The sequence below is a fragment of the Burkholderia sp. Tr-20390 genome (assembly GCF_017104595.1).
Taxonomy (GTDB): Bacteria; Pseudomonadota; Gammaproteobacteria; order Burkholderiales; family Burkholderiaceae; genus Burkholderia.
Genome location: NZ_JAAGPC010000018.1, coordinates 51,461 through 74,350, shown reverse-complemented (window position 1 = coordinate 74,350; position 22,890 = coordinate 51,461). Strand labels below are relative to the sequence as shown.

The following is a 22,890-nucleotide window of genomic DNA, read 5'->3' as shown; positions in this document are numbered from 1 at the left end:
AAAGCTCAAGCGGAGTCTGTAAAAATTGCTCCAAATGTAGGATTTCGCTGAGTTTTCGGTGTTTTTATTGACGTGAAGCACGCACTTCCGTAGTATCGCCTGCAATTTCCAGCCGTCGGAAGCAGAGATTTTCATGCGACTTATATTGAGTGCGATGGTGGTTCTGCTGCTCGCCGCTTGTGCGAGCCAGGCCCCTGTCGCCAACAACGCCGCCGATTCGCAGGCGACGTCCACCTACCTCCGTAAATCCGCCACCGCCAAAGAAACTGTCGACGTCGACAAGCAATCCGTCGGCGACCTGACCAGTGCGGACTCCGATCTCTGGGGTCGCATCCGCCGCGGTTTCCAGATGCCCGACCTGCAGACCGACCTCGTCGACATGCAGACCACGTGGTACACGCAGCGCCCGGACTACGTGCAGCGCATGACCGAGCGCTCGCAGAAGTACCTGTACCACATCGTCGAGGAACTCGAGGCGCGTCACATGCCGACCGAGCTCGCGCTGCTGCCGTTCATCGAGTCCGCGTACAACCCGCAGGCGCTGTCGGTCGCGAAGGCGGCCGGCATGTGGCAGTTCATGCCCGGCACGGGCCGCACGTACAACCTGAAGCGCAACATGTGGCAGGACGAGCGCCGCGACGTGCTCGCGTCGACGAGCGCCGCGCTCGACTACCTGTCGCGCCTGCATGACATGTTCGGCGACTGGTATCTCGCGCTGGCCGCGTACAACTGGGGCGAGGGCAACGTGCAGCGCGCGATCGCCCGCAACCAGGCGGCCGGCCTGCCGACCGACTACCTGAACCTGCGGATGCCGAACGAGACGCGCAACTACGTGCCGAAGCTGCAGGCGGTGAAGAACATCATCGCGAATCCGCAGCAGTACGGCCTTGCGCTGCCGGACATCCCGAACCACCCGTATTTCGTGACGGTCACGACGTCGCGCGACATCGACGTGGCGGTGGCGGCGAAGCTCGCGAACCTGTCGCTCGACGAATTCCGCTCGCTGAACCCGTCGTTCTCGAAGCCGGTGATCCTCGGCGCGACCGAGCCGCAGATCCTGCTGCCGTTCGACAACGCGTCGGCGTTCGAGAAGAACCTGAAGGCGTACAACGGCCAGCTGTCGTCGTGGACCACCTATACGGTCAGCGAGCGGGCACGGCCGGCCGCGATCGCCGAGAAGATCGGCGTGGACGCCGATACGCTGATGTCGATCAACAAGATTCCGGCCGGCATGCGCCTGAAGCCGGGCTCGACGATCGTCGTGCCGCGCGGCGATGACGACGACGAGGACATCAGCGCCGACGTCGCCGAAAACGGCGCGCTCGCGATGGAACCCGACGTACCCGACACGCGCAAGATGCTGATCCGCGTGCGCCGCAAGCAGTCGATGGCGGCGCTCGCCGGCCGCTACGGCGTGTCGGTCGGCCAGCTCAAGGCGTGGAACCGTACGCACCGCGATCTCGTGATGCCGGGCCAGGCGCTCGTGCTGCACGTGCCGGTCGGCCGTTCGGTGCCGGCGGAACCCGGTCCGGAGCGGATCGCGACGTCGGCCGGCGGGGCGCACATCGAGCGCGCGAGCCTGGCGGTGGGCGGCAAGTCGCACGGCGCGAAGCGCGGCGCGGCGAAGCCGGCGGCCAAATCGGCGAAGGCGGCCCCCGCGAAGGCGGCACCGGCCAAGGCCGCCGCGCACAAGGGCAAGAAGAGGTAACGCAGTCGCGCGCATCGTGCGGCCGGCCCGGTTCGCGCGGTTGCGGTATCATCCGACGAAATGCAAGAAACGCCGTCACCGAGGTGGCGGCGTTTTTGTTTGTGCGCGGCGCGGGGGCGCTGCTTCGAAGGTCTTCATATAACAAGGGGAAGAGATGTCGTCGGTGCAGGTGAGGGTGCTCGCGCTGTTTTCGGTCGGGTATTTCGTGTCGTACGTGTTTCGCGGCGTCAATCTGGGCTTCGCGCCGTTCGTCACGCACGAGCTCGGGTTGTCGGCCGCCGATCTCGGCCTGCTCACCAGTCTCTATTTCCTCGGCTTCGCGGGCGCGCAGATCCCGGCCGGCGTGATGCTCGACCACTTCGGCCCGCGCCGCGTGACGGCAGGCATGCTGCTGTTCGCGGCCGCCGGCGCGGCCGTGTTCGGCGCCGCGCACAGCCTCGGCACGATGATGGTCGGCCGGCTGCTGATCGGCGTTGGCGTCTCGGTGTGTCTCGGCGCGGCGTTCAAGGCGCTCGCGCAGCATTTCCCGGTCGGCCGGCTGCCGCTGGTCAACGGCCTCGTGATGGCCGTGGGCGGCCTGGGTGGCGTGATGGTCGGCTCGCCGCTGACCTGGCTGCTCGGCTGGACGAGCTGGCGCGCGATCTGTTTCGGCCTCGCGGTGCTGACGGTGATCGTCGCGGCCTCGATCGGCCTCGGTGCGCCGGAAGCGCAGCAGGTGCGCCACCAGGGCGGGCTCGTCAGCCAGTTCAAGGGCACGTGGCATATCCTGAGCAGCCGCGCGTTCTGGAAGATCTCGTCGTTCTCCGTCGTCACGCAGGGCGTGTTCTACGCGATGCAGTCGCTGTGGGTCGGGCCGTACCTGCGCGATGTCGCGGGGTTCGATGCGCCGCATGCCGCGCGTCTCGTGTCGGTGCTCGGCTTCGCGATGATGGCCGGCTGCGTCGGCTTCGGCGCCGCGGCGCGGGTGCTCGAGCGGCGTGGCGTGTCCGTGTACGCATTCTGCGGCGTCGGCATGGCGCTGTTCGTCGCGACGCAGGCCGCGATCGTCGCGCGCGTGCCGTTGCCGCCGGCCGTGCTGTGGGCTGCATACGGAATGTTCGGCGGCGTCGGCATCCTGACCTATGCGGTGATGGCCGGCCATTTTCCCGCTCACCTGATCGGCCGCGCGAACACGACGCTCACGCTCGTGATCTTCCTGCTGATCTTTGCGTTCCAGATCGGGGTCGGCGCGGTGCTGTCGCACTGGCCGGCGGTCGACGGCCGCTATCCGGCCGCCGCGCACTTCACCGCGTGGGGTGTGCTGCTCGCGCTGCAGCTCGCGAGCGCGGTCTGGTACGTCTGGCCGGCGCGCGGCGCTGGTCAAGCGCACTGATCCGGCGGTACGCTGGCGGGTAGGGCGGTCGCGTAAACGGGGCCGCAGCGCGTTGCGCCGCGTCGCCGGACGCGGCGCGCGCACGATCGGACGGCCATATCAATTGAAGATAGGGCCATTTTCAGGCTATAATTTGAAAGTTTGTGCTGATCAACCTCGCACCCTAGCGCCTACCTCATTCATCCCGTTCATCCGCCGCACGCCGCCTGCCGGGCGATGCCGCGAATCCTCGTGCGCCACGCGCCGGGTTCGCGTCTCGACAACGCAGGTCGCGTCCAGCAAGCGACCACGCGCGCCCACGCAGCGCGGCGCTCGCGCGGCAGGGTAAACAGGTCGGCAGCAGGGTGTTCCCCAAGGAGCCTCCCGTGTTGCCGTCTTTTACTCCCGCCTTGCTTGCACTCGCCGACGGCACGGTCTTTCGTGGTTATTCGATCGGGGCCGAAGGCCACACGATCGGCGAAGTCGTGTTCAATACCGCGATCACCGGCTATCAGGAAATCCTGACTGACCCGAGCTACTCGCGCCAGATCGTCACGCTCACCTATCCGCATATCGGCAACGTCGGCGTCAACGCCGAAGACGTCGAAGCCACGAAAGTCCATGCCGCCGGCCTGATCATCCGTGATCTGCCCTCGCTCGCATCGAACTTCCGCATGGACCGCACGCTCGGCGATTACCTGCGCGACGAAGGCGTCGTCGCGATCGCCGGCATCGACACCCGCAAGCTGACCCGTATCCTGCGCGACAAGGGCGCGCAGAACGGCTGCATCCTGACGGGCTCGGACGACGAAGCGAAGGCGATCGAGCTCGCGCGCTCGTTCCCGGGTCTCGCGGGCATGGATCTCGCGAAGGTCGTGTCGACCACGAAGCCGTTCGAGTGGAAGCAGACCGAATGGCGCCTCGAAGGCGGCTACGGCATGCAGGAAGCGCCGAAGTATCGCGTCGTCGCGTACGATTTCGGCGTCAAGTACAACATCCTGCGCATGCTCGCGGAGCGCGGCTGCCACGTGACGGTGCTGCCGGCACAGGCGAGCGCGGAAGATGCGCTCGCGCTGAATCCGGACGGCGTGTTCCTGTCGAACGGCCCCGGCGATCCGGAGCCGTGCGACTACGCGATCGCGGCCACGAAGCAGTTCATCGAGCGCGGCGTGCCGACCTTCGGCATCTGCCTGGGTCACCAGATCATGGGCCTCGCGGTCGGCGCGAAGACGCTGAAGATGAAGACGGGCCACCACGGCGCGAACCACCCGGTGAAGGATCTCGGCGACGGTCGCGTGGTGATCACGTCGCAGAACCACGGCTTCGCGGTTGATGCGGATTCGCTGCCGGCCAACGCGCGCGTGACGCACGTGTCGCTGTTCGACGGCACGCTGCAGGGCTTCGAGCTGACCGACAAGCCGGCATTCTGCTTCCAGGGTCACCCGGAAGCGTCGCCCGGCCCGCACGACATCGGCTACCTGTTCGACCGTTTCACCGCGCTGATGGACGCGGCGAAGCAGCGCAACGCCTGACGTCAACGACGCAACCGAAGAACGGGAGATTCGCATCATGTTCGGCCACGCACTCGGCATCACGGATATCTGGACCTACGTGTTCGGCGTGATCTTCATCATCCTGCTGCCGGGGCCGAACTCGATGTATGTGCTGTCGCTCGCGGCGCAGCGCGGCGTGAAGGCCGGCTATCGCGCGGCGTGCGGGGTGTTCGTCGGCGACACGGTGCTGATGGTGCTGTCCGCCGCCGGCGTCGCGTCGCTGCTGAAGGCGAACCCGCTGCTGTTCTCCGTCGTCAAGTACGGCGGCGCCGCGTATCTGCTCTACATCGGCACCGGCATGCTGCGCAGCGCGTGGCAGAAGCTGCGCGCGCCGGCGAATGCGCCGGTCGAGGCAGCGCCCGCGGTCGATGGCGAGCGGCCGTTCCGCAAGGCGCTGATCGTGAGCCTGCTGAATCCGAAGGCGATCCTGTTCTTCATCTCGTTCTTCATCCAGTTCGTCGACCCGGCATTCCCGCATCCCGCGCTGTCGTTCGTCGTGCTCGGGGCGATCGCGCAATGCGCGAGCTTCCTGTACCTGAGCACGCTGATCTTCGCGGGGGCGCGGCTTGCCGAGCACTTCCGCCGCCGCCGCAAGCTTGCAGCAGGCGCGGCGAGCAGCGTGGGCGGCCTGTTCATCGGATTTTCGGTGAAGCTCGCGCTGGCGACGATGAGCTGAGCGAGTCACCCGACGAGCGAACGCCTGCGCGTTTGCAGGTCGGGTGTCGGGCCAATAAAAAGAATCGACCAATCATCCGGGGAAACCATTTTGACTGACACGCCAGGAAGCAATTCATTGAGCGAGAGCACTGCATCGATCGATTTGACGGCCGCATCCGCGGCTGCCGCGCCGCGCAACGAGGCGGACGGGGCGGTCGCGCGCATTCGGATGTCGATCGACATCGAGTCGTCCACTGCCGTGCTGTCCTTCGGCGACGACGCGATGCGCGAGCTCAGCGCGTATTCGGATCGCATCCTGGCAGACGTGAAAGGCAAGGATGTAGGCGAAGCGGGGGCGCTCCTGTCGAATCTGCAGGACCAGATCCGTTCACTGGATCCGGAGTCGTTGCAGAAGCAGGGTTTCGTTTCGCGTATGCTCGGCACCGCGCAGCGGGCAGTCGAGCGTTTCGTGCGCCGCTACGAGGATGTGTCGGCCCAGATCAACGAGGTGGCGCTGCGGCTCGAGATATGGCGCGAGGCGATGCGTCGCGACATCGCGATGCTGGACGACCTGCACGCGAACGGCGTCCAGTATGTGAAGAACCTGGACACCTACATCACGGCGGGCGAGCAGTACGTCGCCGAATTCCGGCAAAGCCGTATGCCGGAACTGCAGGCCGCGATGAGCGGCTTGTCGGACGATGAGCGCGCGCTCCAGCAGGAGAAGGTGCAGGATCTCGCACGCAACATCGATCGGCTCGAGCGCAAGGTGCATGACCTGAAGCTCGCGCGCATGGTCGGGTTGCAGCGCCTGCCGCAGATCCGCATCGTGCAGAACGGCGATGCCCTGCTGGTGGACAAGATCCATACGGCGATTCATACCGCGATTCCCGCATGGAAGGCGCAGTTCATCACCGCGCTTGCGCTTGAGCGGCAGAAGCAGGCGTACGAGACGCAGCAGGCCGTGGTCGACATGACCAATGAACTGCTGCGCAAGAATGCCGAGCAGCTGCACCGCAGCGCTACGTCGATCGAGCAGGCAAGCCAGCGCAGCGTCATCGATATCGAATCGGTGCGTCATGCGAATGAACTGCTGCTGCGCACTGTCGGTGACGTGATGGAAATCCAGGCGGAAGGCCGGAAGAACCGCGCAGCGGTCGAGGTCGAATTGAAGAAGCTCGAGTCGGATCTGCGCACGTCGTTGGCGCGTCAGGCGGCGGGGGCGTAATGCTGCGCTGGAGCGGACGTCTTCAATTGCCCAAGGTGCGGCCGAAAGGCGGCACCCGGCTCTTTGTCCGTGCGCTGTGGATGAGCTTGTGGCACGGATTCGTGGCTTACGGTTCCGCGTTCGCGGGAACGGCGGTCGGGGTCGGCGCGGCGTCGCTGGTCGCCGCAGTCGGTCTGGTGGACAAGTTGCAGGAATTCGACAAGCACGCCCGCTTCGTGGATTTTGGGCCGTGGGTGATCGCGGTGATGATTGCGGGTGCAGGCATGTCGCTCTTCCTGATGGGAGCGGTGATGGGGTTGGCGTTTCGCCACCTGTACCTGGTGCCGCGCATCCATCTCGGCATCGGGCTTCTGACCGCTTTTGCGTATTTTCTGCCGACGGTCTGGCTGAGCGTAGGATGGATCGTGTTGCCGGCTGCGCTGCTCGTCTGGTGGGGGCTGCGCGCGCTGGAAACCCCGGACTCCGCGCGGATCGAGTGGTTGTTGCATAAGTATTACCGCGGGTTCCCGGAACTGCAGGACTGGATTCGGGAATACGTCCTGACCGCGTGGATGTCGTCGTCTCGACCGGCGCCGCAGCCGCTGCAGCAAGCCGAGCTTTCGTCCGTGGCTGGTACAGCGGCGAACCGGCACGGACTGGCGTCAAGCCTCCTCGACGAACAAATGGCCGAGATGAGCCGGATGTACGCGCAACTGAAGGGCAGTGTGATCGAGGACGAATGGAGCGCGCTGATCAGGACCAGCCAGCGTATCCATCGAATGGTGGGCACCGATGCCGAGCGGTACAGCCTGTTGAACCACTTTCTCGCGTCGCAATTGCCCAACGCGATCAGGCTTGGTTGGTTTTTCATCAAGGCTGACGGATTGACGGAATCGAACCCGTCCCGAGCGGAACACATGCGTGAAATCGAGGCGGGTCTCAAGGGACTGGTCGGGCAGTTCGAGAAGGTGCAGAACCAGATGGCGGAGAGTGATCTGGAGGGACTCCAGGCGCTACTTCGCGTCCTGAATGAAGATTTGAAGCGGGCAGAGCAGCGGGAGGCCAGCGCGCCTCCCCTGTGAAGTCGGCGGCCGGCGAACCGGTCGCGACATGCAGCATTAACGTTTATTTATTGATTGACAGAGCCATGCCAAAACGCACAGACATCAAAAGCATCCTCATCATCGGCGCCGGCCCGATCATCATCGGCCAGGCGTGCGAGTTCGACTATTCGGGCGCGCAGGCTTGCAAGGCGTTGCGTGAGGAGGGCTACAAGGTCGTTCTCGTCAACAGCAACCCGGCGACGATCATGACCGACCCGAACACGGCCGACGTGACCTACATCGAGCCGATCACGTGGGAAGTCGTCGCGCGCATCATCGAGAAGGAGCGCCCGGACGCGATCCTGCCGACGATGGGCGGCCAGACCGCGCTGAACTGCGCGCTCGACCTGCACCACCACGGCGTGCTCGAGAAGTTCGGCGTCGAGCTGATCGGCGCGTCGCCGGAAGCGATCGACAAGGCGGAAGACCGCCAGAAGTTCAAGGAAGCGATGACCAAGATCGGTCTCGGTTCCGCGAAGTCGGGCATCGCGCATTCGATGGAAGAAGCGACCCAGGTGCACGCCGAGATCATGGCGCTCACCGGCGGCAGCGGCTACCCGGTCGTGATCCGTCCGTCGTTCACGCTCGGCGGCTCGGGCGGCGGCATCGCCTACAACCGCGAAGAGTTCGAAGAGATCTGCAAGCGCGGCCTGGACCTCTCGCCCACGCGCGAGCTGCTGATCGAAGAATCGCTGCTCGGCTGGAAGGAATACGAGATGGAAGTCGTGCGCGACCGCGCCGACAACTGCATCATCGTGTGCTCGATCGAGAACCTCGACCCGATGGGCGTGCACACCGGCGACTCGATCACGGTCGCGCCGGCGCAGACGCTCACCGACAAGGAATACCAGATCCTGCGTAACGCATCGCTCGCGGTGCTGCGCGAGATCGGCGTCGACACGGGCGGCTCGAACGTGCAGTTCTCGATCAACCCGAAGGACGGCCGCATGGTCGTCATCGAAATGAACCCGCGCGTGTCGCGTTCGTCGGCGCTCGCATCGAAGGCAACGGGCTTCCCGATCGCGAAGGTCGCGGCGAAGCTGGCGGTCGGCTACACGCTCGACGAGCTGAAGAACGAAATCACCGGCGGCCAGACCCCGGCGTCGTTCGAGCCGACGATCGACTACGTCGTCACGAAGATCCCGCGCTTCGCGTTCGAGAAATTCCGCGAAGCCGATTCGCGCCTGACCACGCAGATGAAGTCGGTCGGCGAAGTGATGGCGATCGGCCGCACGTTCCAGGAATCGTTCCAGAAGGCGCTGCGCGGCCTCGAAGTGGGTGTCGACGGTCTCGACGAGAAGTCGACCAACCGCGACGAGATCGCGATCGAGATTCACGAGCCGGGCCCGGACCGCATCTGGTACGTCGGCGATGCGTTCCGGATCGGCATGACGGCCCAGGAAATCTTCGCGGAAACCGCGATCGACCCGTGGTTCCTCGAGCAGATCGAGCAGATCATCCTGAAGGAAAAGGCGCTCGGCGGCCGCACGCTGGCATCGCTGTCGTTCGACGAACTGCGCTACCTGAAGCAGAGCGGCTTCTCCGACCGCCGCCTCGCGAAGCTGCTCGGCGCGACGCCGGAAGACGTCCGCAAGCGCCGCGTCGAACTCAACGTGCGCCCGGTCTACAAGCGCGTCGACACCTGCGCGGCCGAGTTCGCGACGAAGACCGCGTACATGTACTCGACCTATGAGGAAGAGTGCGAGGCGCAGCCGACCACCAACAAGAAGATCATGGTGCTGGGCGGCGGCCCGAACCGGATCGGCCAGGGCATCGAGTTCGACTACTGCTGCGTGCACGCGGCCCTCGCGATGCGCGAGGACGGTTACGAAACGATCATGGTCAACTGCAACCCGGAAACGGTGTCGACCGACTATGACACGTCCGACCGCCTGTACTTCGAGCCGCTGACGCTGGAAGACGTGCTCGAGATCGTCGACAAGGAAAAGCCGGTCGGCGTGATCGTCCAGTACGGCGGCCAGACGCCGCTGAAGCTCGCGCTCGACCTCGAGGCGCACGGTGTGCCGATCGTCGGCACGTCGCCGGACATGATCGACGCAGCCGAAGACCGCGAACGCTTCCAGAAGCTGCTGCAGGACCTCGGCCTGCGCCAGCCGCCGAACCGCACCGCACGCGCCGAAGACGAAGCGCTCGCGCTCGCGGAAGAGATCGGCTATCCGCTGGTCGTGCGCCCGTCGTACGTGCTGGGCGGCCGCGCGATGGAAATCGTCCACGAGCCGCGCGACCTCGAGCGCTACATGCGCGAGGCCGTGAAGGTGTCGAACGATTCGCCGGTGCTGCTCGACCGCTTCCTGAACGACGCGATCGAGTGCGACGTCGACTGCATCTGCGACGGCGAAGCCGTGTTCATCGGCGGCGTGATGGAGCACATCGAGCAGGCGGGCGTCCACTCGGGCGACTCGGCATGCTCGCTGCCGCCGTACTCGCTGTCGAAGGAAACCGTGGCCGAGCTGAAGCGCCAGACGGGCGCGATGGCGAAGGCGCTGAACGTGGTCGGCCTGATGAACGTGCAGTTCGCGATCCAGCAGGTGCCGCAGGCGGACGGTTCGAAGCAGGACATCATCTACGTGCTGGAAGTGAACCCGCGCGCATCGCGCACGGTGCCGTACGTGTCGAAGGCGACCAGCCTGCCGCTCGCGAAGATCGCGGCGCGTGCGATGGTCGGCCAGAAGCTCGCGCAGCAGGGCGTGACGAAGGAAGTCGAGCCGCCGTACTTCAGCGTGAAGGAGGCGGTGTTCCCGTTCGTCAAGTTCCCGACCGTCGATCCGGTCCTCGGGCCTGAAATGCGTTCGACCGGCGAAGTGATGGGTGTCGGCCAGACGTTCGGCGAAGCGCTGTTCAAGTCGCAGCTCGCGGCCGGCTCGCGCCTGCCGGAGTCGGGCACGGTGCTGCTGACCGTGATGGACGCCGACAAGCCGAAGGCGGTCGAAGTCGCGCGCATGCTGCACGACCTCGGCTACCCGATCGTCGCGACCAAGGGCACGGCTGCCGCGATCGAAGCGGCCGGCGTGCCGGTGAAGGTCGTGAACAAGGTGAAGGACGGCCGTCCGCACATCGTCGACATGATCAAGAACGGCGAGATCGCACTCGTGTTCACGACGGTCGACGAGACGCGCCAGGCGATCGCCGATTCGCGTTCGATCCGCATGAGCGCGCAGGCGCACAAGGTCACGTACTACACGACGATGTCGGGCGCGCGCGCGGCGGTTGAAGGCTTGCGCTACCTGAAGGATCTGGAAGTCTATGATTTACAAGGTCTTCACGCTCGCCTAAACTAAGCAGTCAGTTACCTGTCGAAGCAACACGTGCCGCGATTAGGCGGTGTTTCCAGTGCATCGGAAACGCGCTTAATCGCGGTGATTTTTTTTATAGCCGTTTTTAGCGATTGAGCCGTTTATGAGCACCATTCCGTTGACAAAGCGTGGCGCGGAACTCCTGCGCGATGAATTGCAGCGCCTCAAGTCCGTCGAGCGGCCGGCCGTGATCAACGCGATCGCGGAGGCCCGCGCACAGGGCGACCTGTCCGAAAACGCCGAATACGATGCCGCGAAGGAAAAGCAGGGCTTCATCGAGGGTCGTATCGCGGAACTCGAATCGAAGCTGTCGGCCGCGCAGGTCATCGATCCCACCGTGCTCGATGCCGAAGGCCGCGTGGTTTTCGCATCGACCGTCGAACTCGAGGATCTCGAGTCGGGCGACACCGTCAAGTACCAGATCGTCGGTGACGACGAAGCCGATATCGATCACGGCCTGATCTCGGTCAGCTCGCCGATCGCGCGCGCACTGATCGGCAAGTCCGAGGGCGACGTCGCGGCCGTGCAGGCGCCGAGCGGCGTGCGCGAGTACGAAATCATCTCGGTCAGCTACATCTGAAGCGGGGCGACGTGATGCCGCATCGCGTGTTCCGTCTGCTGTCGGCCGTGTGGGTCGGCAGCCTGCTGACGATCGGGTATGCGGTCGCGCCCGTGCTGTTCAAGACGCTGGAGCGGATGACGGCCGGTTCGGTCGCCGGCCAGCTGTTCCGTATCGAGGCGATCCTCGGTGTCGTGTGCGGCGTGCTGCTGCTCGCGTTGTCGAACCAGCAGGTGCGGCGCGGCAGCAGCGAATATCGCCGCGTGCGCTGGATCGTCGCCGCGATGGTCTTGTGCGTGCTGGTCGGGTATTTCGCGCTGCAGCCGTTCATGAATGCGCTGCGGGTGGCCGCGATGGACGCGGGCACCGATATCGCGAACTCGCCGTATGCGAGCCGCTTCGGGATGCTGCACGGCGTCTCGAGCGTGTTCTACCTCGTCGAGAGTGTGCTGGGGCTGATGCTGATCTGGCGTCTGCCGGCGCGCGACGCCTGACGCGAATGCCGCGCGGGCCCGGTCGATGCCGGGCCCGCGGGCAGGGTGGCGACACGGTGAGCCGTGCCGCCTCGATGCTTACTTGTCCTGGAACGGACGCTTCGTGCTGGCCTGGCGCTTCTTGGCGCGCTTCACGTTGCCGCCTGCCGTCACGCGCTCGTTGCCGCGCACCGTGACCTTGACCGGCCGCGGGCGACGCACGGGGCTCGCGTTCGGCGATACCTTGACGACCTTGACGGTGCGCGGTGCACGGCCTTTCTTGTCGTCGACGGCTTCGGCCGCGCTGGGCACGGTGCCGGCACGACGGCCGCGAGCCGGAGCCGCTGCGGCGGCTTCGGGCTTCCAGATCACCAGCAGCTTGCCGATGTGCTGGATCGGCGCCGCGCTCAGGCGGTCGCAGATCTCGTCGTAGATCGCGATGCGCTCGTCGCGCTCGTCGCCGAACACGCGGATCTTGATCAGCTGGTGCGCGTCGAGGTGCACCTTGATTTCCTTCAGCACGGCATCGGTGAGCCCTTCGGCGCCGATCAGCACGACGGGCTTGAGCGCATGGGCCTGGGAGCGCAGCGCGGAGCGCTCGGCGGGAGAAAGCGAAAGGGCGGGCATGGAAATGTCGAAATCTAAATAAGGGCGCGCTGACTGAATAGCGATCGCGGGTAGTTACCGCGTCAGCCGTGCGCCGAAACCACGTAAAATCGCGGCTTGGGCCTGAAAAGGGGCCGCAGCCGCGCGAAGAAGACGCGTATTATCCGCTAAAAGCGCGGCTTCACGAAGCAATTGGCAGCAATCTCTCTCTCGAATGGCAAAAAACCGCTTCAACCAGCACTGGCTGCACGACCATATCAACGACCCCTACGTCAAAATGGCGCAGCGGGAGGGCTATCGCGCGCGCGCCGCGTACAAGCTGAAGGAAATCGACGAACAGGACAAGCTGATCCGTCCGGGCCAGGTGATCGTCGACCTCGGCGCGACGCCGGGCAGCTGGAGCCAGTATGCCCGCAACAAGCTCGCGCAGGGCAAGAAGCGTGACGCGGAGCGCGAAGGCGGCATCGACGGCACGATCGTGGCGCTCGACATCCTGCCGATGGAGCCGATCGCCGACGTCCACTTCCTGCAGGGCGACTTCCGCGAGGACGAAGTCCTTCACCAGCTCGAAGAAGTGCTCGAAGGGCGCGCGGTGGACCTTGTTATTTCCGACATGGCCCCCAACCTCTCTGGCGTGGCCTCGGCAGACGCGGCGCGCATCGAGCATCTGTGCGATCTGGCGCTCGAATTTGCGCAGAATCATCTGAAGCCGGATGGTGCGCTGCTCGTGAAATGCTTTCACGGCAGCGGCTACAGCCAGATCGTCGAGAAATTCAAACAGCAGTTTAAGACCGTCGCGCCGCGCAAGCCGAAGGCGTCCCGCGACAAATCGTCCGAAACGTTCATTTTGGGTCGGCATCTGAAACGTCCGCGCTGACGCGCAGCGAGGTGCCGCAAACGGGCTCCGGCCCTTGCCAGACAAGCGAAGCGCTATCGCGGCGGTTGTCAATGCTTATGGCGAGGGTGGTCGGACTGGATTAGAATGACCGAGGGGCGCCGCAAGGAAAATGTAGGCGCTCGTCTACGAGTGAAGGAGTGGTGCTTTGAACAACAATATGTTTTCGAAGGCAGCGGTGTGGCTGGTGATCGCACTGGTGCTGTTTACGGTGTTCAAGCAGTTCGACAAGCCCCGCGTCCAGGAAGGCGTGTCCTATTCGCAGTTCATGGACGACGCCAAGAACGGCAAGGTCAAGAACGTCATCGTTCAGGGGCGCAACCTCACCGTCACTCCGGCTGATGGCCAGAAATACCAGATCGTGTCGCCCGGCGACATCTGGATGGTGGGCGATCTGATGAAGTACGGCGTGCAGGTCAGCGGCAAGGCCGACGACGAGCCGAACGCGTTGATGTCCGCGCTGTACTACCTCGGGCCGACGATCCTGATCATCGTGTTCTGGTTCTACATGATGAGGCAGATGCAGGGGGGCGGCAAAGGCGGCGCATTCTCGTTCGGGAAATCGCGTGCGCGGCTGATCGACGAGAACAACAACGCGGTGAACTTCTCCGACGTCGCGGGCTGCGACGAAGCGAAGGAGGAAGTGTCCGAGCTCGTCGACTTCCTGCGCGATCCGCAGAAATTCCAGAAGCTGGGCGGGCGCATTCCGCGCGGCGTGCTGCTCGTCGGCCCTCCGGGTACCGGCAAGACGCTGCTGGCCCGCGCGATCGCGGGTGAAGCGAAGGTGCCGTTCTTCAGCATCTCGGGTTCGGACTTCGTCGAAATGTTCGTCGGTGTCGGCGCGGCGCGTGTGCGCGACATGTTCGAGCAGGCGAAGAAGCATGCACCGTGTATCGTGTTCATCGACGAAATCGACGCGGTCGGCCGTCATCGCGGCGCCGGCATGGGCGGCGGCAACGACGAGCGCGAACAGACGCTGAACCAGATGCTCGTCGAGATGGACGGCTTCGAGGCGAACTCGGGCGTGATCGTGATCGCCGCGACCAACCGTTCCGACGTGCTCGACAAGGCGCTGCTGCGTCCGGGCCGTTTCGACCGCCAGGTCTACGTCGGTCTGCCGGACATCCGCGGCCGCGAACAGATCATGCGCGTGCACCTGCGCAAGGTACCGATCGCGAACGACGTCGATGCGGCAGTCATCGCACGCGGCACGCCGGGCTTCTCGGGCGCCGATCTCGCGAACCTCGTGAACGAGGCTGCGCTGTTCGCCGCACGTCGCGGCAAGCGCATCGTCGAGATGCAGGATTTCGAAGACGCGAAGGACAAGATCTTCATGGGTCCGGAGCGCAAGTCGGCCGTGATCCGCGAAGAAGCGAAGCGTGCGACCGCTTATCACGAGTCGGGCCACGCGGTGATCGCGAAGCTGCTGCCGAAGGCGGACCCCGTGCACAAGGTCACGATCATCCCGCGCGGTCGCGCGCTGGGTGTCACGTGGCAGTTGCCGGAGCATGACAACGAAACGTACTCGAAGGACTACCTGATGGACCGCCTTGCGATCCTGTTCGGTGGCCGGGTGGCGGAAGAGCTGTTCATGAACCTGGTCAGCACCGGCGCATCGGACGACTTCAACAAGGCAACGCAGACGGCGCGTGCGATGGTGGCCCGTTTCGGCATGACCGACGCGCTCGGGCCGATGGTCTACGTCGACGATGAGAACGATGCATCGCCGTTCGGCCGCGGCTTCACGCGCACGATCTCGGAAGCGACGCAGCAGAAGGTCGATTCGGAAATCCGCCGTGTGCTCGACGAACAGTACGGCCTTGCGCGCCGCCTGCTCGAAGAGAACCGCGACAAGGTCGAAGCGATGACCGCCGCGCTGATGGAGTGGGAGACGATCGATGCCGATCAGATCAACGACATCATGGAAGGCCGTCCGCCGCGCTCCCCGAAGAGCTCGCCGGCTGTCGGCGGCGATTCGTCGGGTGGTGGCAGCAGCGCCGAGGTGAAGCCCGGCAACGCGCCGGCGCCTGCTTCGCCGGCGGCATAATCTCCGCTTTAGCGCCGTTCACGGGCTGGTGTGGCTTCACACCGGCCCGTTTTGCATTCATTCACGCCAGTTGCTCGTGTCCGATTCCGCTGTTTCCCCATTCATTCCCGCGCCACTCCGGTGCGGCCGCTTCGAACTGACGTTCGAACGCCCGCTCGTGATGGGCATCCTCAACGCCACGCCTGATTCGTTCTCCGACGGCGGCCGCTTCCTCGCGCGCGACGATGCGCTGCGCCAGGCCGAGCGGATGATTGCCGAAGGTGTCGACCTTCTCGATATCGGGGGCGAATCGACGCGCCCCGGCGCGCCGCCCGTGCCGCTCGACGAGGAGCTCGCACGCGTGATCCCGCTCGTCGAAGCGCTGCGGCCGCTGAACGTGCCGCTGTCGATCGATACCTACAAGCCGGCCGTGATGCGTGCGGCGCTGGCCGCCGGCGCCGACCTGATCAACGACATCTGGGGGTTCCGCCAGCCGGGCGCGATCGACGCGGTGCGCGACGGCAACTGCGGGCTGTGTGCGATGCACATGCTTGGTGAGCCACAGACGATGCAGGTCGGCGAACCCGATTACGGCGACGTCGTGACCGATGTGCGCGATTTTCTCGCCGAGCGCGCGCAGGCACTGCGCGATGCGGGGATTGTGCCGGAGCGGATCTGCGTCGATCCCGGCTTCGGATTCGGCAAGGCGGTTGTCGACGACAACTATGCGTTGCTGGCCGCGTTGCCGGACACGGCACCCGTGCGGCCCGACGGCCGCGCGTATCCGATCCTCGCGGGCATGTCGCGCAAGTCGATGCTCGGCGCGGTGATCGGCGGCAAGCCGCCGATGGAGCGCGTCGCGGCGAGCGTGGCGGCCGCAGTGTGCGCGGTCGAGCGTGGGGCGGCGATCGTACGCGTGCACGACGTCGCGGCAACGGTCGACGCGCTGAAAATCTGGGTTGCCGTGCGCGAAGCCGCGCGGCAACGATAAGTCAGAAGACGAAGGAGGAAGATTCACCATGGGACGTCGATATTTCGGCACGGACGGCATTCGCGGCACGGTGGGCGAGGCGCCCATCACGCCGGATTTCGTGTTGCGTCTCGGCTACGCAGCCGGCAAGGTACTGGCCAGCTCGGCCGATGTCGCGGCAGGCTCGCGCCCGACCGTGCTGATCGGCAAGGACACGCGCGTGTCGGGCTACATGCTCGAAGCCGCGCTCGAGGCCGGGTTCTCCGCGGCCGGCGTCGACGTGATGCTGGCCGGCCCGATGCCGACGCCGGGTGTCGCGTACCTGACGCGTGCGCTGCGCCTGTCGGCGGGCGTCGTGATCAGTGCATCGCACAACCCGTATCACGACAACGGGATCAAGTTCTTCTCCGCCGACGGCAACAAGCTGCCGGATGACACCGAAGCCGAGATCGAAGCGTGGCTCGACAAGCCGCTCGAGTGCGCATCGTCCGACGGTCTCGGCAAGGCGCGCCGCCTCGACGACGCGGCCGGGCGCTACATCGAGTTCTGCAAGAGCACGTTCCCTGCCGCATTCAACCTGCGCGGGCTGAAGCTCGTGATCGACTGCGCGCACGGCGCCGCGTACCAGATCGCGCCGCACGTGTTCCACGAGCTCGGCGCGGACGTGATCCCGATCGGAGTCGCGCCCAACGGCTTCAACATCAACGATGGTGTCGGTGCGACCGCGCCGGACGCGCTGGTGCGCGCGGTGCGTGCGAACCACGCCGATCTCGGCATTGCGCTCGACGGCGATGCGGACCGCCTGCAGGTCGTCGACTCGACCGGTCGCCTGTACAACGGCGACGAGCTGCTCTACGTGCTCGTGAAGGACCGGATCGCGACCGACGGCAAGGTCGAAGGCGCGGTCGGCACGCTGATGACGAACCTCGCGGTCGAAGTCGCGCTGCAGCGCGAGGGCGTGAAGTTCGTCCGCGCGGCGGTCGGCGATCGCTACGTGCTCGAGCAGTTGCGCGAGCACGGCTGGCAGCTTGGCGCGGAAGGCTCGGGCCACATCCTGTCGCTCGATCGCCACTCGACCGGCGACGGCATCGTGTCGGCGCTGCTCGTGCTGGCCGCGCTGAAGCGCAGCGGCAAGACCCTCGCGCAGATGCTCGACGGCGTCACGCTGTTCCCGCAGAAGCTGATCAACGTGCGGATGAAGCCGGGTGCCGACTGGAAGGGCAGCACGTCGATTCGCGCCGCGATCGACGCAGCCGAAGCCGCGCTCGCCGGCAGCGGCCGCGTGCTGATCCGCGCATCGGGCACGGAGCCCGTGCTGCGCGTGATGGTCGAGGCGCAGCTGGCGGCCGATGCGGTGCGCCATGCGGAGACGATCGCCGACGCGGTGCGCGCGGCGACGACCTGACGCGCGGGTCCGGCGCGTCAGGTCAAACACCCGCGCGCCGGTGTTCCGGTGAACCCGCACACGGCGCCTTCGGGGCGCCGTGATTTCGTCAGACGCAAAGGTTTGCGATACCTATAAAGAGACGGGTGCGTCGCCCCGCAATCCAGGGTCGAAAAATCGTCGGACCCCTGATCTCGGGCCAGCCACAAGCGGGGCTTTCCGTGGCGTAGACACTGCGCTACGATCCGCTCGCACCGATGTAAGGCGGGAAGTTTCCCGTCCCTTCCAGGCAGGCAATTCTTGCCGCCACCGCCGTTCCGGCGCCGCCCGGGCGCCGTGCCCGCCGCACCCGATACTCCCTTTCAACCAGTCATGTTACTGTCACGCCAGTTTCATCGATTGTCACATTACCGTCATGAGGAGCCCCTAACCTTCGCGGTGCCGTAGTCATCCGCTCACACACTGGAGGTCTCATGAAATTGATGCAAACCGCGATTGCCGGCCTGGCTGGCGCGCTTTTCGCCGTCGCCGCCCACGCTGCCGACATCACGGGCGCAGGCAGCACGTTCGCGATGCCGATCTATACGAAATGGGCTGCTGACTACCAGCAGACCGGCGGCGCGAAGGTCAACTATCAAGGCATCGGCTCGTCGGGCGGCCTGAAGCAGATCGTCGCGAAGACGGTCGATTTTGCCGGTTCGGACGCTCCGCTGAAGGATGACGAGCTCGCGAAGGAAGGCCTGTTCCAGTTCCCGACGGTGGTCGGCGGCGTGGTGCCGGTCGTCAACGTGCCGGGCGTGAAGCCGGGTGAACTGACGCTGTCGGGCCCGGTGCTCGGCGACATCTACCTCGGCAAGATCAAGAAGTGGAACGACCCGGCGATCGCCGCGCTGAACCCGAAGGTCAAGCTGCCGGACACGGACATCGCCGTGGTTCGCCGCGCTGACGGTTCGGGCACGAGCTTCATCTGGACGAACTACCTGTCGAAGGTCAACGACGAGTGGAAGTCGAAGGTCGGCGAAGGCACGACGGTCAACTGGCCGACGGGCACGGGCGGCAAGGGCAACGACGGCGTCGCAGCGTTCGTGCAGCGCCTGCCGGGCGCAGTCGGCTACGTCGAATGGGCGTACGCGAAGAAGAACAACATGGTCTACACGGCCCTGAAGAACTCGACGGGCACGGTGGTCGAGCCGAAGACGGAAACGTTCAAGGCCGCTGCTGCCGGCGCGAACTGGTCGAAGTCGTTCTACCAGATCCTGACGAACCAGCCGGGCAAGGAAGCATGGCCGGTCGTCGGCGCGACGTTCGTGCTGCTGCACGCGAAGCAGGACAAGCCGGAGCAGGGCGTGGAAACGCTGAAGTTCTTCAGCTGGGCGTTCAAGAACGGCGAGAAGGCTGCTGACAGCCTCGATTACATCTCGCTGCCGCCGGCAGTCGAAGCGGAAATCCGCAAGCAGTGGAAGGTCAAGGTGACGGACGCTTCGGGCAAGCCGGTCGCCGCGGAGTAAGCATTGCAGCGGTTCGCTGCCCGGCCGTGCCGGTCGGGCAGTGTGTGCGGTAAAGCCGGGCGTTACGGCGCCCGGCAATCAAAAGCAGGCACCCATGTCTGATATTTCCTATACGTCCTCACGGTCCGCCGACGTTGCGCAGCAACGCGCGCCGAGCCGCCTCGGGGATGTCGTGTTCGGCGGTCTTGCACGGCTTGCCGCCATCGTGACCCTGCTGCTGCTCGGCGGGATCATCGTTTCCCTGATCATCGCGTCGATGCCGACCATCCAGAAGTTCGGCCTCGGCTTCCTGTGGCAATCCGAGTGGGATCCCAACTCGGACATCTACGGCGCGCTCGTGCCGATCTACGGCACGATCGTGACGTCGGTCATCGCGCTCGTCATCGCGGTGCCGGTCAGTTTTGGCATCGCGCTGTTCCTCACCGAGCTGTCGCCCGTGTGGCTGCGCCGCCCGCTCGGCATCGCGATCGAGCTGCTCGCCGCGATTCCGTCGATCGTGTACGGCATGTGGGGCCTGCTCGTGTTCGCGCCGATCTTCGCGGAATATTTCCAGAAGCCGATCGGCCGCCTGTTCAAGGATGTGTGGGTGCTCGGCCCGCTGACCGCCGGCCCGCCGATCGGTATCGGCATCCTGGCCGCCGGCGTGATCCTCGCGATCATGATCATCCCGTACATTGCATCGGTGATGCGTGACGTGTTCGAAGTCACGCCCGTGCTGCTGAAGGAATCGGCGTACGGGATCGGCTGCACGACCTGGGAAGTGATGTGGAAGGTCGTGCTGCCCTATACGAAGACCGGCGTGATCGGCGGCGTGATGCTCGGCCTCGGCCGCGCGCTCGGCGAGACGATGGCCGTGACCTTCGTGATCGGCAACACGAACCTGCTCGACAGCGTGTCGCTGTTCGCGCCGGGCAACAGCATCACGTCGGCGCTCGCGAACGAATTCGCGGAAGCGCAACCGGGCCTGCATACGTCCGCGCTGATGGAACTGGGCCTGATCCTGTTCGTGATCACGTTCATCGTGCTGACCATCTCCAAACTGCTGCTGCTTCGTCTCGAGAAGGGAGAGGGCAAGAAATGAGCGAGCCCATCATGAATTTCCCGGGTCCGGACGGCGCCGTGCTCGACGCGATGCGCAACCGCCTGCAGCGCAAGCGCAAGGCCATCAACGCGATCGCGCTCGCCGCGTCGCTCGGTGCGATGGCATTCGGCCTCTTGTGGCTCGTGTGGATTCTCTACACGACGGTGCATCTCGGCGTCGGCGGCCTGTCGCTGCAACTGTTCACGGAATCGACGCCGGCACCGAACACGGAAGGCGGCGGTCTCGCGAACGCGATCGTCGGCAGCTTGCTGCTGTGCGGTTTCGGCACGCTGGTCGGCACGCCGATCGGCATCCTGGCGGGCGTCTACCTCGCCGAATACGGCCAGAAGAACCTGCTGGCGAGCACGATCCGCTTCATCAACGACATCCTGCTGTCCGCGCCGTCGATCGTCATCGGCCTGTTCGTGTACGCGATCGTCGTTGCAAAGTCGGGGCGCTTCTCGGGCTGGGCCGGCGTGATCGCGCTCGCGCTGCTGCAGATTCCGATCGTGATCCGCACGACCGAGAACATGCTGAAGCTCGTGCCGAACGCGCTGCGCGAAGCGGCCTTCGCGCTCGGCACGCCGAAGTGGCGCATGGTGCTGAAGATCACGCTGCGCGCGTCGGTCGGCGGGATCATCACGGGCGTGCTGCTTGCCGTCGCGCGGATCGCCGGCGAAACGGCGCCGCTGCTGTTCACCGCGCTGTCGAACCAGTTCTTCTCGGTCGACATGAGCCAGCCGATGGCGAACCTGCCCGTCACGATCTACAAGTTCGCGATGAGCCCGTTCGCGGAATGGCAGTCGCTCGCATGGGCGGGCGTGTTCCTGATCACGCTCGGGGTGCTTGGACTCAACATCCTGGCGCGCTCGATCTTCTCGAAAAAGTAACGGCGGAGCAATCCGATGAATATGGCAGAAAGCCACCTGAATCCCGTCGAGCGCACCGCTGCGCCCGCCGGCACGCACGACGCGGCGCACGGCCGTCCGCTCGAGCCGCTGAACGCGAAGATCGAGGTCAACAACCTCAACTTCTTCTACAACAAGTTCCACGCGCTGAAGAACATCAACCTGAGCATTCCCGAAGGGAAGGTGACGGCGTTCATCGGCCCGTCGGGCTGCGGCAAGTCGACGCTGCTGCGCACGTTCAACAAGATGTTCGCGCTCTATCCGGAGCAGCGCGCCGAAGGCGAAATCCTGATGGACGGCGAGAACCTGCTGACGACGAAGCGCGACATCTCGCTGCTGCGCGCGCGGATCGGCATGGTGTTCCAGAAGCCGACCCCGTTCCCGATGTCGATCTACGACAACATCGCGTTCGGCGTGAAGATGTTCGAAAAGCTCACGCGCTCGGAAATGGACGATCGCGTCGAGTGGGCGCTCACGAAGGCCGCGCTGTGGAACGAAGTGAAGGACAAGCTGAGCCAGAGCGGCTACGGCCTCTCGGGCGGCCAGCAGCAGCGTCTGTGCATCGCGCGCGGCATCGCGATCCGTCCGGAAGTGCTGCTGCTCGACGAACCGTGCTCGGCGCTCGACCCGATCTCGACGGGCCGCATCGAGGAGCTGATCGCGGAGCTCAAGAGCGACTACACGGTCGTGATCGTCACGCACAACATGCAGCAGGCCGCACGCTGCTCGGATTTCACGGCCTACATGTACCTGGGCGAGCTGATCGAATTCGGCGAGACCGAAAAGATCTTCATCAAGCCGGTGCGCAAGGAAACGGAAGACTACATCACCGGCCGCTTCGGCTGATGACGGAGAACAACAGCCATGTCGGATAAACATCTGTCGAGCCAGTTCGACGCCGATCTCAACGCGGTGTCGTCGAAAGTGCTGGAAATGGGCGGGCTCGTCGAGTCGCAGATCGTCGGCGCGATGCACGCGCTGAACGAGTTCGATCGCGATGCGGCCGAGAAGGTGATCGCGAACGAAGAAGTCCTGAACACGATGGAAGTCGACATCGACCAGGAGTGTGGCAACATCATCGCGCGGAGGCAGCCGGCCGCGCGTGACCTGCGCCTTTTGATGTCGATTTCGAAAACGATTACGAACCTCGAGCGCGCAGGCGACGAGGCCGAGAAGATCGCGAAGCGCGTGCGCCGCCTGGTCGACGAGCCGGCCGCGCGCACGGTCAACATCGCCGAGATCAAGGTGTCGGGCGAGATGGCCGTGACGATCCTGCGCCGCGCGCTCGACGCGTTTGCGCGTCTCGATACGGTGGCCGCCGCGCAGATCGTCAAGGACGACAAGGAAATCGACCAGGAATTCCGTGCGTTCGTGCGCAAGCTCGTGTCGTACATGCAGGAAGATCCGCGCACGATCTCGGTGGGCCTCGAGTACCTGTTCATCGCGAAGGCGATCGAGCGGATCGGCGACCACGCGAAGAACATCGCCGAATTCATCATCTACATCGTGAAGGGCACCGACGTGCGGCACCAGCCGCGCGACACGCTCGATCGCGAAGCCAACAGTTAATCGACTCCGTAAGGAAGA

At 65.1% G+C, this 22,890-nt stretch carries 20 protein-coding genes; 18 read left to right on the top strand and 2 right to left on the bottom strand.

What is annotated here, in order from left to right; all coding sequences use genetic code 11:
- Positions 1-133 precede the first annotated feature (133 nt).
- From G3N98_RS08365 to leuE, 4 genes are all read left to right on the top strand, one after another.
- Entirely contained in the window at positions 134-1,708 is a 1,575-nt protein-coding gene (locus G3N98_RS08365; protein WP_089472522.1) for a transglycosylase SLT domain-containing protein, read from the top strand.
- A gap of 154 nt (positions 1,709-1,862) precedes the next feature.
- Positions 1,863-3,080 carry an MFS transporter gene (locus tag G3N98_RS08360; RefSeq protein ID WP_175239765.1) on the top strand — a complete coding sequence of 406 codons (1,218 nt, stop codon included), beginning with the start codon at positions 1,863-1,865 and terminating at the stop codon, positions 3,078-3,080.
- A gap of 365 nt (positions 3,081-3,445) precedes the next feature.
- A complete protein-coding gene (carA, locus tag G3N98_RS08355) occupies positions 3,446-4,591 on the top strand; it encodes a glutamine-hydrolyzing carbamoyl-phosphate synthase small subunit (RefSeq protein WP_041492797.1) in 1,146 nt (381 codons plus the stop codon).
- A gap of 37 nt (positions 4,592-4,628) precedes the next feature.
- Positions 4,629-5,288, top strand: a complete 660-nt coding sequence (gene leuE, locus G3N98_RS08350; RefSeq protein WP_046545364.1) for a leucine efflux protein LeuE — start codon at positions 4,629-4,631, stop codon at positions 5,286-5,288.
- Positions 5,289-5,293: 5 nt separating this feature from the next.
- On the opposite strand, the gene G3N98_RS08345 is transcribed toward leuE, so the two are convergent.
- The gene (locus G3N98_RS08345) at positions 5,294-5,512 is read right to left on the bottom strand and encodes a hypothetical protein (RefSeq protein WP_206147886.1); all 219 of its coding nucleotides are present in this window, start codon (positions 5,510-5,512) and stop codon (positions 5,294-5,296) included.
- On the opposite strand from G3N98_RS08345, the gene G3N98_RS08340 reads away from it, so the two are divergent.
- The 5 genes from G3N98_RS08340 (at position 5,499) to G3N98_RS08320 (ending at position 11,946) form a co-directional block, all read left to right on the top strand.
- A complete protein-coding gene (locus tag G3N98_RS08340; RefSeq protein ID WP_206147885.1) occupies positions 5,499-6,497 on the top strand; it encodes a toxic anion resistance protein in 999 nt (332 codons plus the stop codon). The two genes, G3N98_RS08345 and G3N98_RS08340, sit on opposite strands and share 14 nt — an antisense overlap.
- Positions 6,497-7,558, top strand: a complete 1,062-nt coding sequence (locus G3N98_RS08335; protein ID WP_206147884.1) for a 5-bromo-4-chloroindolyl phosphate hydrolysis family protein — start codon at positions 6,497-6,499, stop codon at positions 7,556-7,558. The genes G3N98_RS08340 and G3N98_RS08335 overlap by 1 nt, the downstream gene beginning before the upstream one ends.
- Positions 7,559-7,623: 65 nt before the next feature.
- Complete coding sequence (gene carB / locus G3N98_RS08330) at positions 7,624-10,878, top strand: carbamoyl-phosphate synthase large subunit (RefSeq protein WP_089424998.1); 3,255 nt, start codon at positions 7,624-7,626, stop codon at positions 10,876-10,878.
- 118 nt (positions 10,879-10,996) lie between these two features.
- The gene (gene greA, locus G3N98_RS08325) at positions 10,997-11,473 is read left to right on the top strand and encodes a transcription elongation factor GreA (RefSeq protein ID WP_057927897.1); all 477 of its coding nucleotides are present in this window, start codon (positions 10,997-10,999) and stop codon (positions 11,471-11,473) included.
- A gap of 14 nt (positions 11,474-11,487) precedes the next feature.
- A complete protein-coding gene (locus G3N98_RS08320; RefSeq protein WP_206147891.1) occupies positions 11,488-11,946 on the top strand; it encodes a DUF4149 domain-containing protein in 459 nt (152 codons plus the stop codon).
- A 78-nt stretch (positions 11,947-12,024) separates the two neighbouring features.
- Here G3N98_RS08320 and G3N98_RS08315 read toward each other — a convergent pair whose 3' ends face one another.
- The gene (locus tag G3N98_RS08315; protein WP_089439703.1) at positions 12,025-12,552 is read right to left on the bottom strand and encodes a YhbY family RNA-binding protein; all 528 of its coding nucleotides are present in this window, start codon (positions 12,550-12,552) and stop codon (positions 12,025-12,027) included.
- A gap of 193 nt (positions 12,553-12,745) precedes the next feature.
- Between G3N98_RS08315 and G3N98_RS08310 the strand changes: the two genes are divergently transcribed.
- The 9 genes from G3N98_RS08310 (at position 12,746) to phoU (ending at position 22,872) form a co-directional block, all read left to right on the top strand.
- Entirely contained in the window at positions 12,746-13,408 is a 663-nt protein-coding gene (locus tag G3N98_RS08310; protein WP_046545366.1) for an RlmE family RNA methyltransferase, read from the top strand.
- Between the two features lie 166 nt (positions 13,409-13,574).
- Positions 13,575-15,473 carry an ATP-dependent zinc metalloprotease FtsH gene (gene ftsH / locus G3N98_RS08305; RefSeq protein WP_069247647.1) on the top strand — a complete coding sequence of 633 codons (1,899 nt, stop codon included), beginning with the start codon at positions 13,575-13,577 and terminating at the stop codon, positions 15,471-15,473.
- 28 nt (positions 15,474-15,501) lie between these two features.
- Positions 15,502-16,443, top strand: coding sequence for a dihydropteroate synthase (gene folP, locus G3N98_RS08300; protein ID WP_175239767.1), 942 nt, complete (start codon positions 15,502-15,504; stop codon positions 16,441-16,443).
- Between the two features lie 28 nt (positions 16,444-16,471).
- Positions 16,472-17,827 carry a phosphoglucosamine mutase gene (gene glmM, locus G3N98_RS08295; protein ID WP_175239768.1) on the top strand — a complete coding sequence of 452 codons (1,356 nt, stop codon included), beginning with the start codon at positions 16,472-16,474 and terminating at the stop codon, positions 17,825-17,827.
- Positions 17,828-18,279: 452 nt separating this feature from the next.
- A complete protein-coding gene (gene pstS, locus G3N98_RS08290) occupies positions 18,280-19,314 on the top strand; it encodes a phosphate ABC transporter substrate-binding protein PstS (protein WP_089472526.1) in 1,035 nt (344 codons plus the stop codon).
- A 94-nt stretch (positions 19,315-19,408) separates the two neighbouring features.
- The gene (gene pstC, locus G3N98_RS08285) at positions 19,409-20,395 is read left to right on the top strand and encodes a phosphate ABC transporter permease PstC (RefSeq protein WP_089430885.1); all 987 of its coding nucleotides are present in this window, start codon (positions 19,409-19,411) and stop codon (positions 20,393-20,395) included.
- Entirely contained in the window at positions 20,392-21,285 is an 894-nt protein-coding gene (gene pstA, locus G3N98_RS08280; protein WP_089425005.1) for a phosphate ABC transporter permease PstA, read from the top strand. Before pstC ends, pstA begins: the two co-directional genes overlap by 4 nt.
- Positions 21,286-21,300: 15 nt before the next feature.
- Complete coding sequence (gene pstB, locus G3N98_RS08275) at positions 21,301-22,149, top strand: phosphate ABC transporter ATP-binding protein PstB (RefSeq protein ID WP_089425006.1); 849 nt, start codon at positions 21,301-21,303, stop codon at positions 22,147-22,149.
- Positions 22,150-22,167: 18 nt separating this feature from the next.
- Positions 22,168-22,872, top strand: coding sequence for a phosphate signaling complex protein PhoU (phoU, locus tag G3N98_RS08270; protein WP_089425007.1), 705 nt, complete (start codon positions 22,168-22,170; stop codon positions 22,870-22,872).
- Positions 22,873-22,890: the final 18 nt, after the last annotated feature.

Excerpts from the sequence above, each read along its gene's own strand:
- G3N98_RS08365 (WP_089472522.1), top strand. The coding sequence starts at position 134 with ATGCGACTTATATTGAGTGCGATGGTGGTTCTGCTGCTCGCCGCTTGT.
- G3N98_RS08360 (WP_175239765.1), top strand. The coding sequence starts at position 1,863 with ATGTCGTCGGTGCAGGTGAGGGTGCTCGCGCTGTTTTCGGTCGGGTAT.
- leuE (WP_046545364.1), top strand. The coding sequence starts at position 4,629 with ATGTTCGGCCACGCACTCGGCATCACGGATATCTGGACCTACGTGTTC.
- G3N98_RS08340 (WP_206147885.1), top strand. The coding sequence starts at position 5,499 with ATGTCGATCGACATCGAGTCGTCCACTGCCGTGCTGTCCTTCGGCGAC.
- G3N98_RS08345 (WP_206147886.1), bottom strand. The coding sequence starts at position 5,512 with ATGTCGATCGACATCCGAATGCGCGCGACCGCCCCGTCCGCCTCGTTG.
- G3N98_RS08335 (WP_206147884.1), top strand. The coding sequence starts at position 6,497 with ATGCTGCGCTGGAGCGGACGTCTTCAATTGCCCAAGGTGCGGCCGAAA.
- carB (WP_089424998.1), top strand. The coding sequence starts at position 7,624 with ATGCCAAAACGCACAGACATCAAAAGCATCCTCATCATCGGCGCCGGC.
- greA (WP_057927897.1), top strand. The coding sequence starts at position 10,997 with ATGAGCACCATTCCGTTGACAAAGCGTGGCGCGGAACTCCTGCGCGAT.
- G3N98_RS08320 (WP_206147891.1), top strand. The coding sequence starts at position 11,488 with ATGCCGCATCGCGTGTTCCGTCTGCTGTCGGCCGTGTGGGTCGGCAGC.
- G3N98_RS08315 (WP_089439703.1), bottom strand. The coding sequence starts at position 12,552 with ATGCCCGCCCTTTCGCTTTCTCCCGCCGAGCGCTCCGCGCTGCGCTCC.
- G3N98_RS08310 (WP_046545366.1), top strand. The coding sequence starts at position 12,746 with ATGGCAAAAAACCGCTTCAACCAGCACTGGCTGCACGACCATATCAAC.
- glmM (WP_175239768.1), top strand. The coding sequence starts at position 16,472 with ATGGGACGTCGATATTTCGGCACGGACGGCATTCGCGGCACGGTGGGC.
- pstS (WP_089472526.1), top strand. The coding sequence starts at position 18,280 with ATGAAATTGATGCAAACCGCGATTGCCGGCCTGGCTGGCGCGCTTTTC.
- pstC (WP_089430885.1), top strand. The coding sequence starts at position 19,409 with ATGTCTGATATTTCCTATACGTCCTCACGGTCCGCCGACGTTGCGCAG.
- pstA (WP_089425005.1), top strand. The coding sequence starts at position 20,392 with ATGAGCGAGCCCATCATGAATTTCCCGGGTCCGGACGGCGCCGTGCTC.
- pstB (WP_089425006.1), top strand. The coding sequence starts at position 21,301 with ATGAATATGGCAGAAAGCCACCTGAATCCCGTCGAGCGCACCGCTGCG.
- phoU (WP_089425007.1), top strand. The coding sequence starts at position 22,168 with ATGTCGGATAAACATCTGTCGAGCCAGTTCGACGCCGATCTCAACGCG.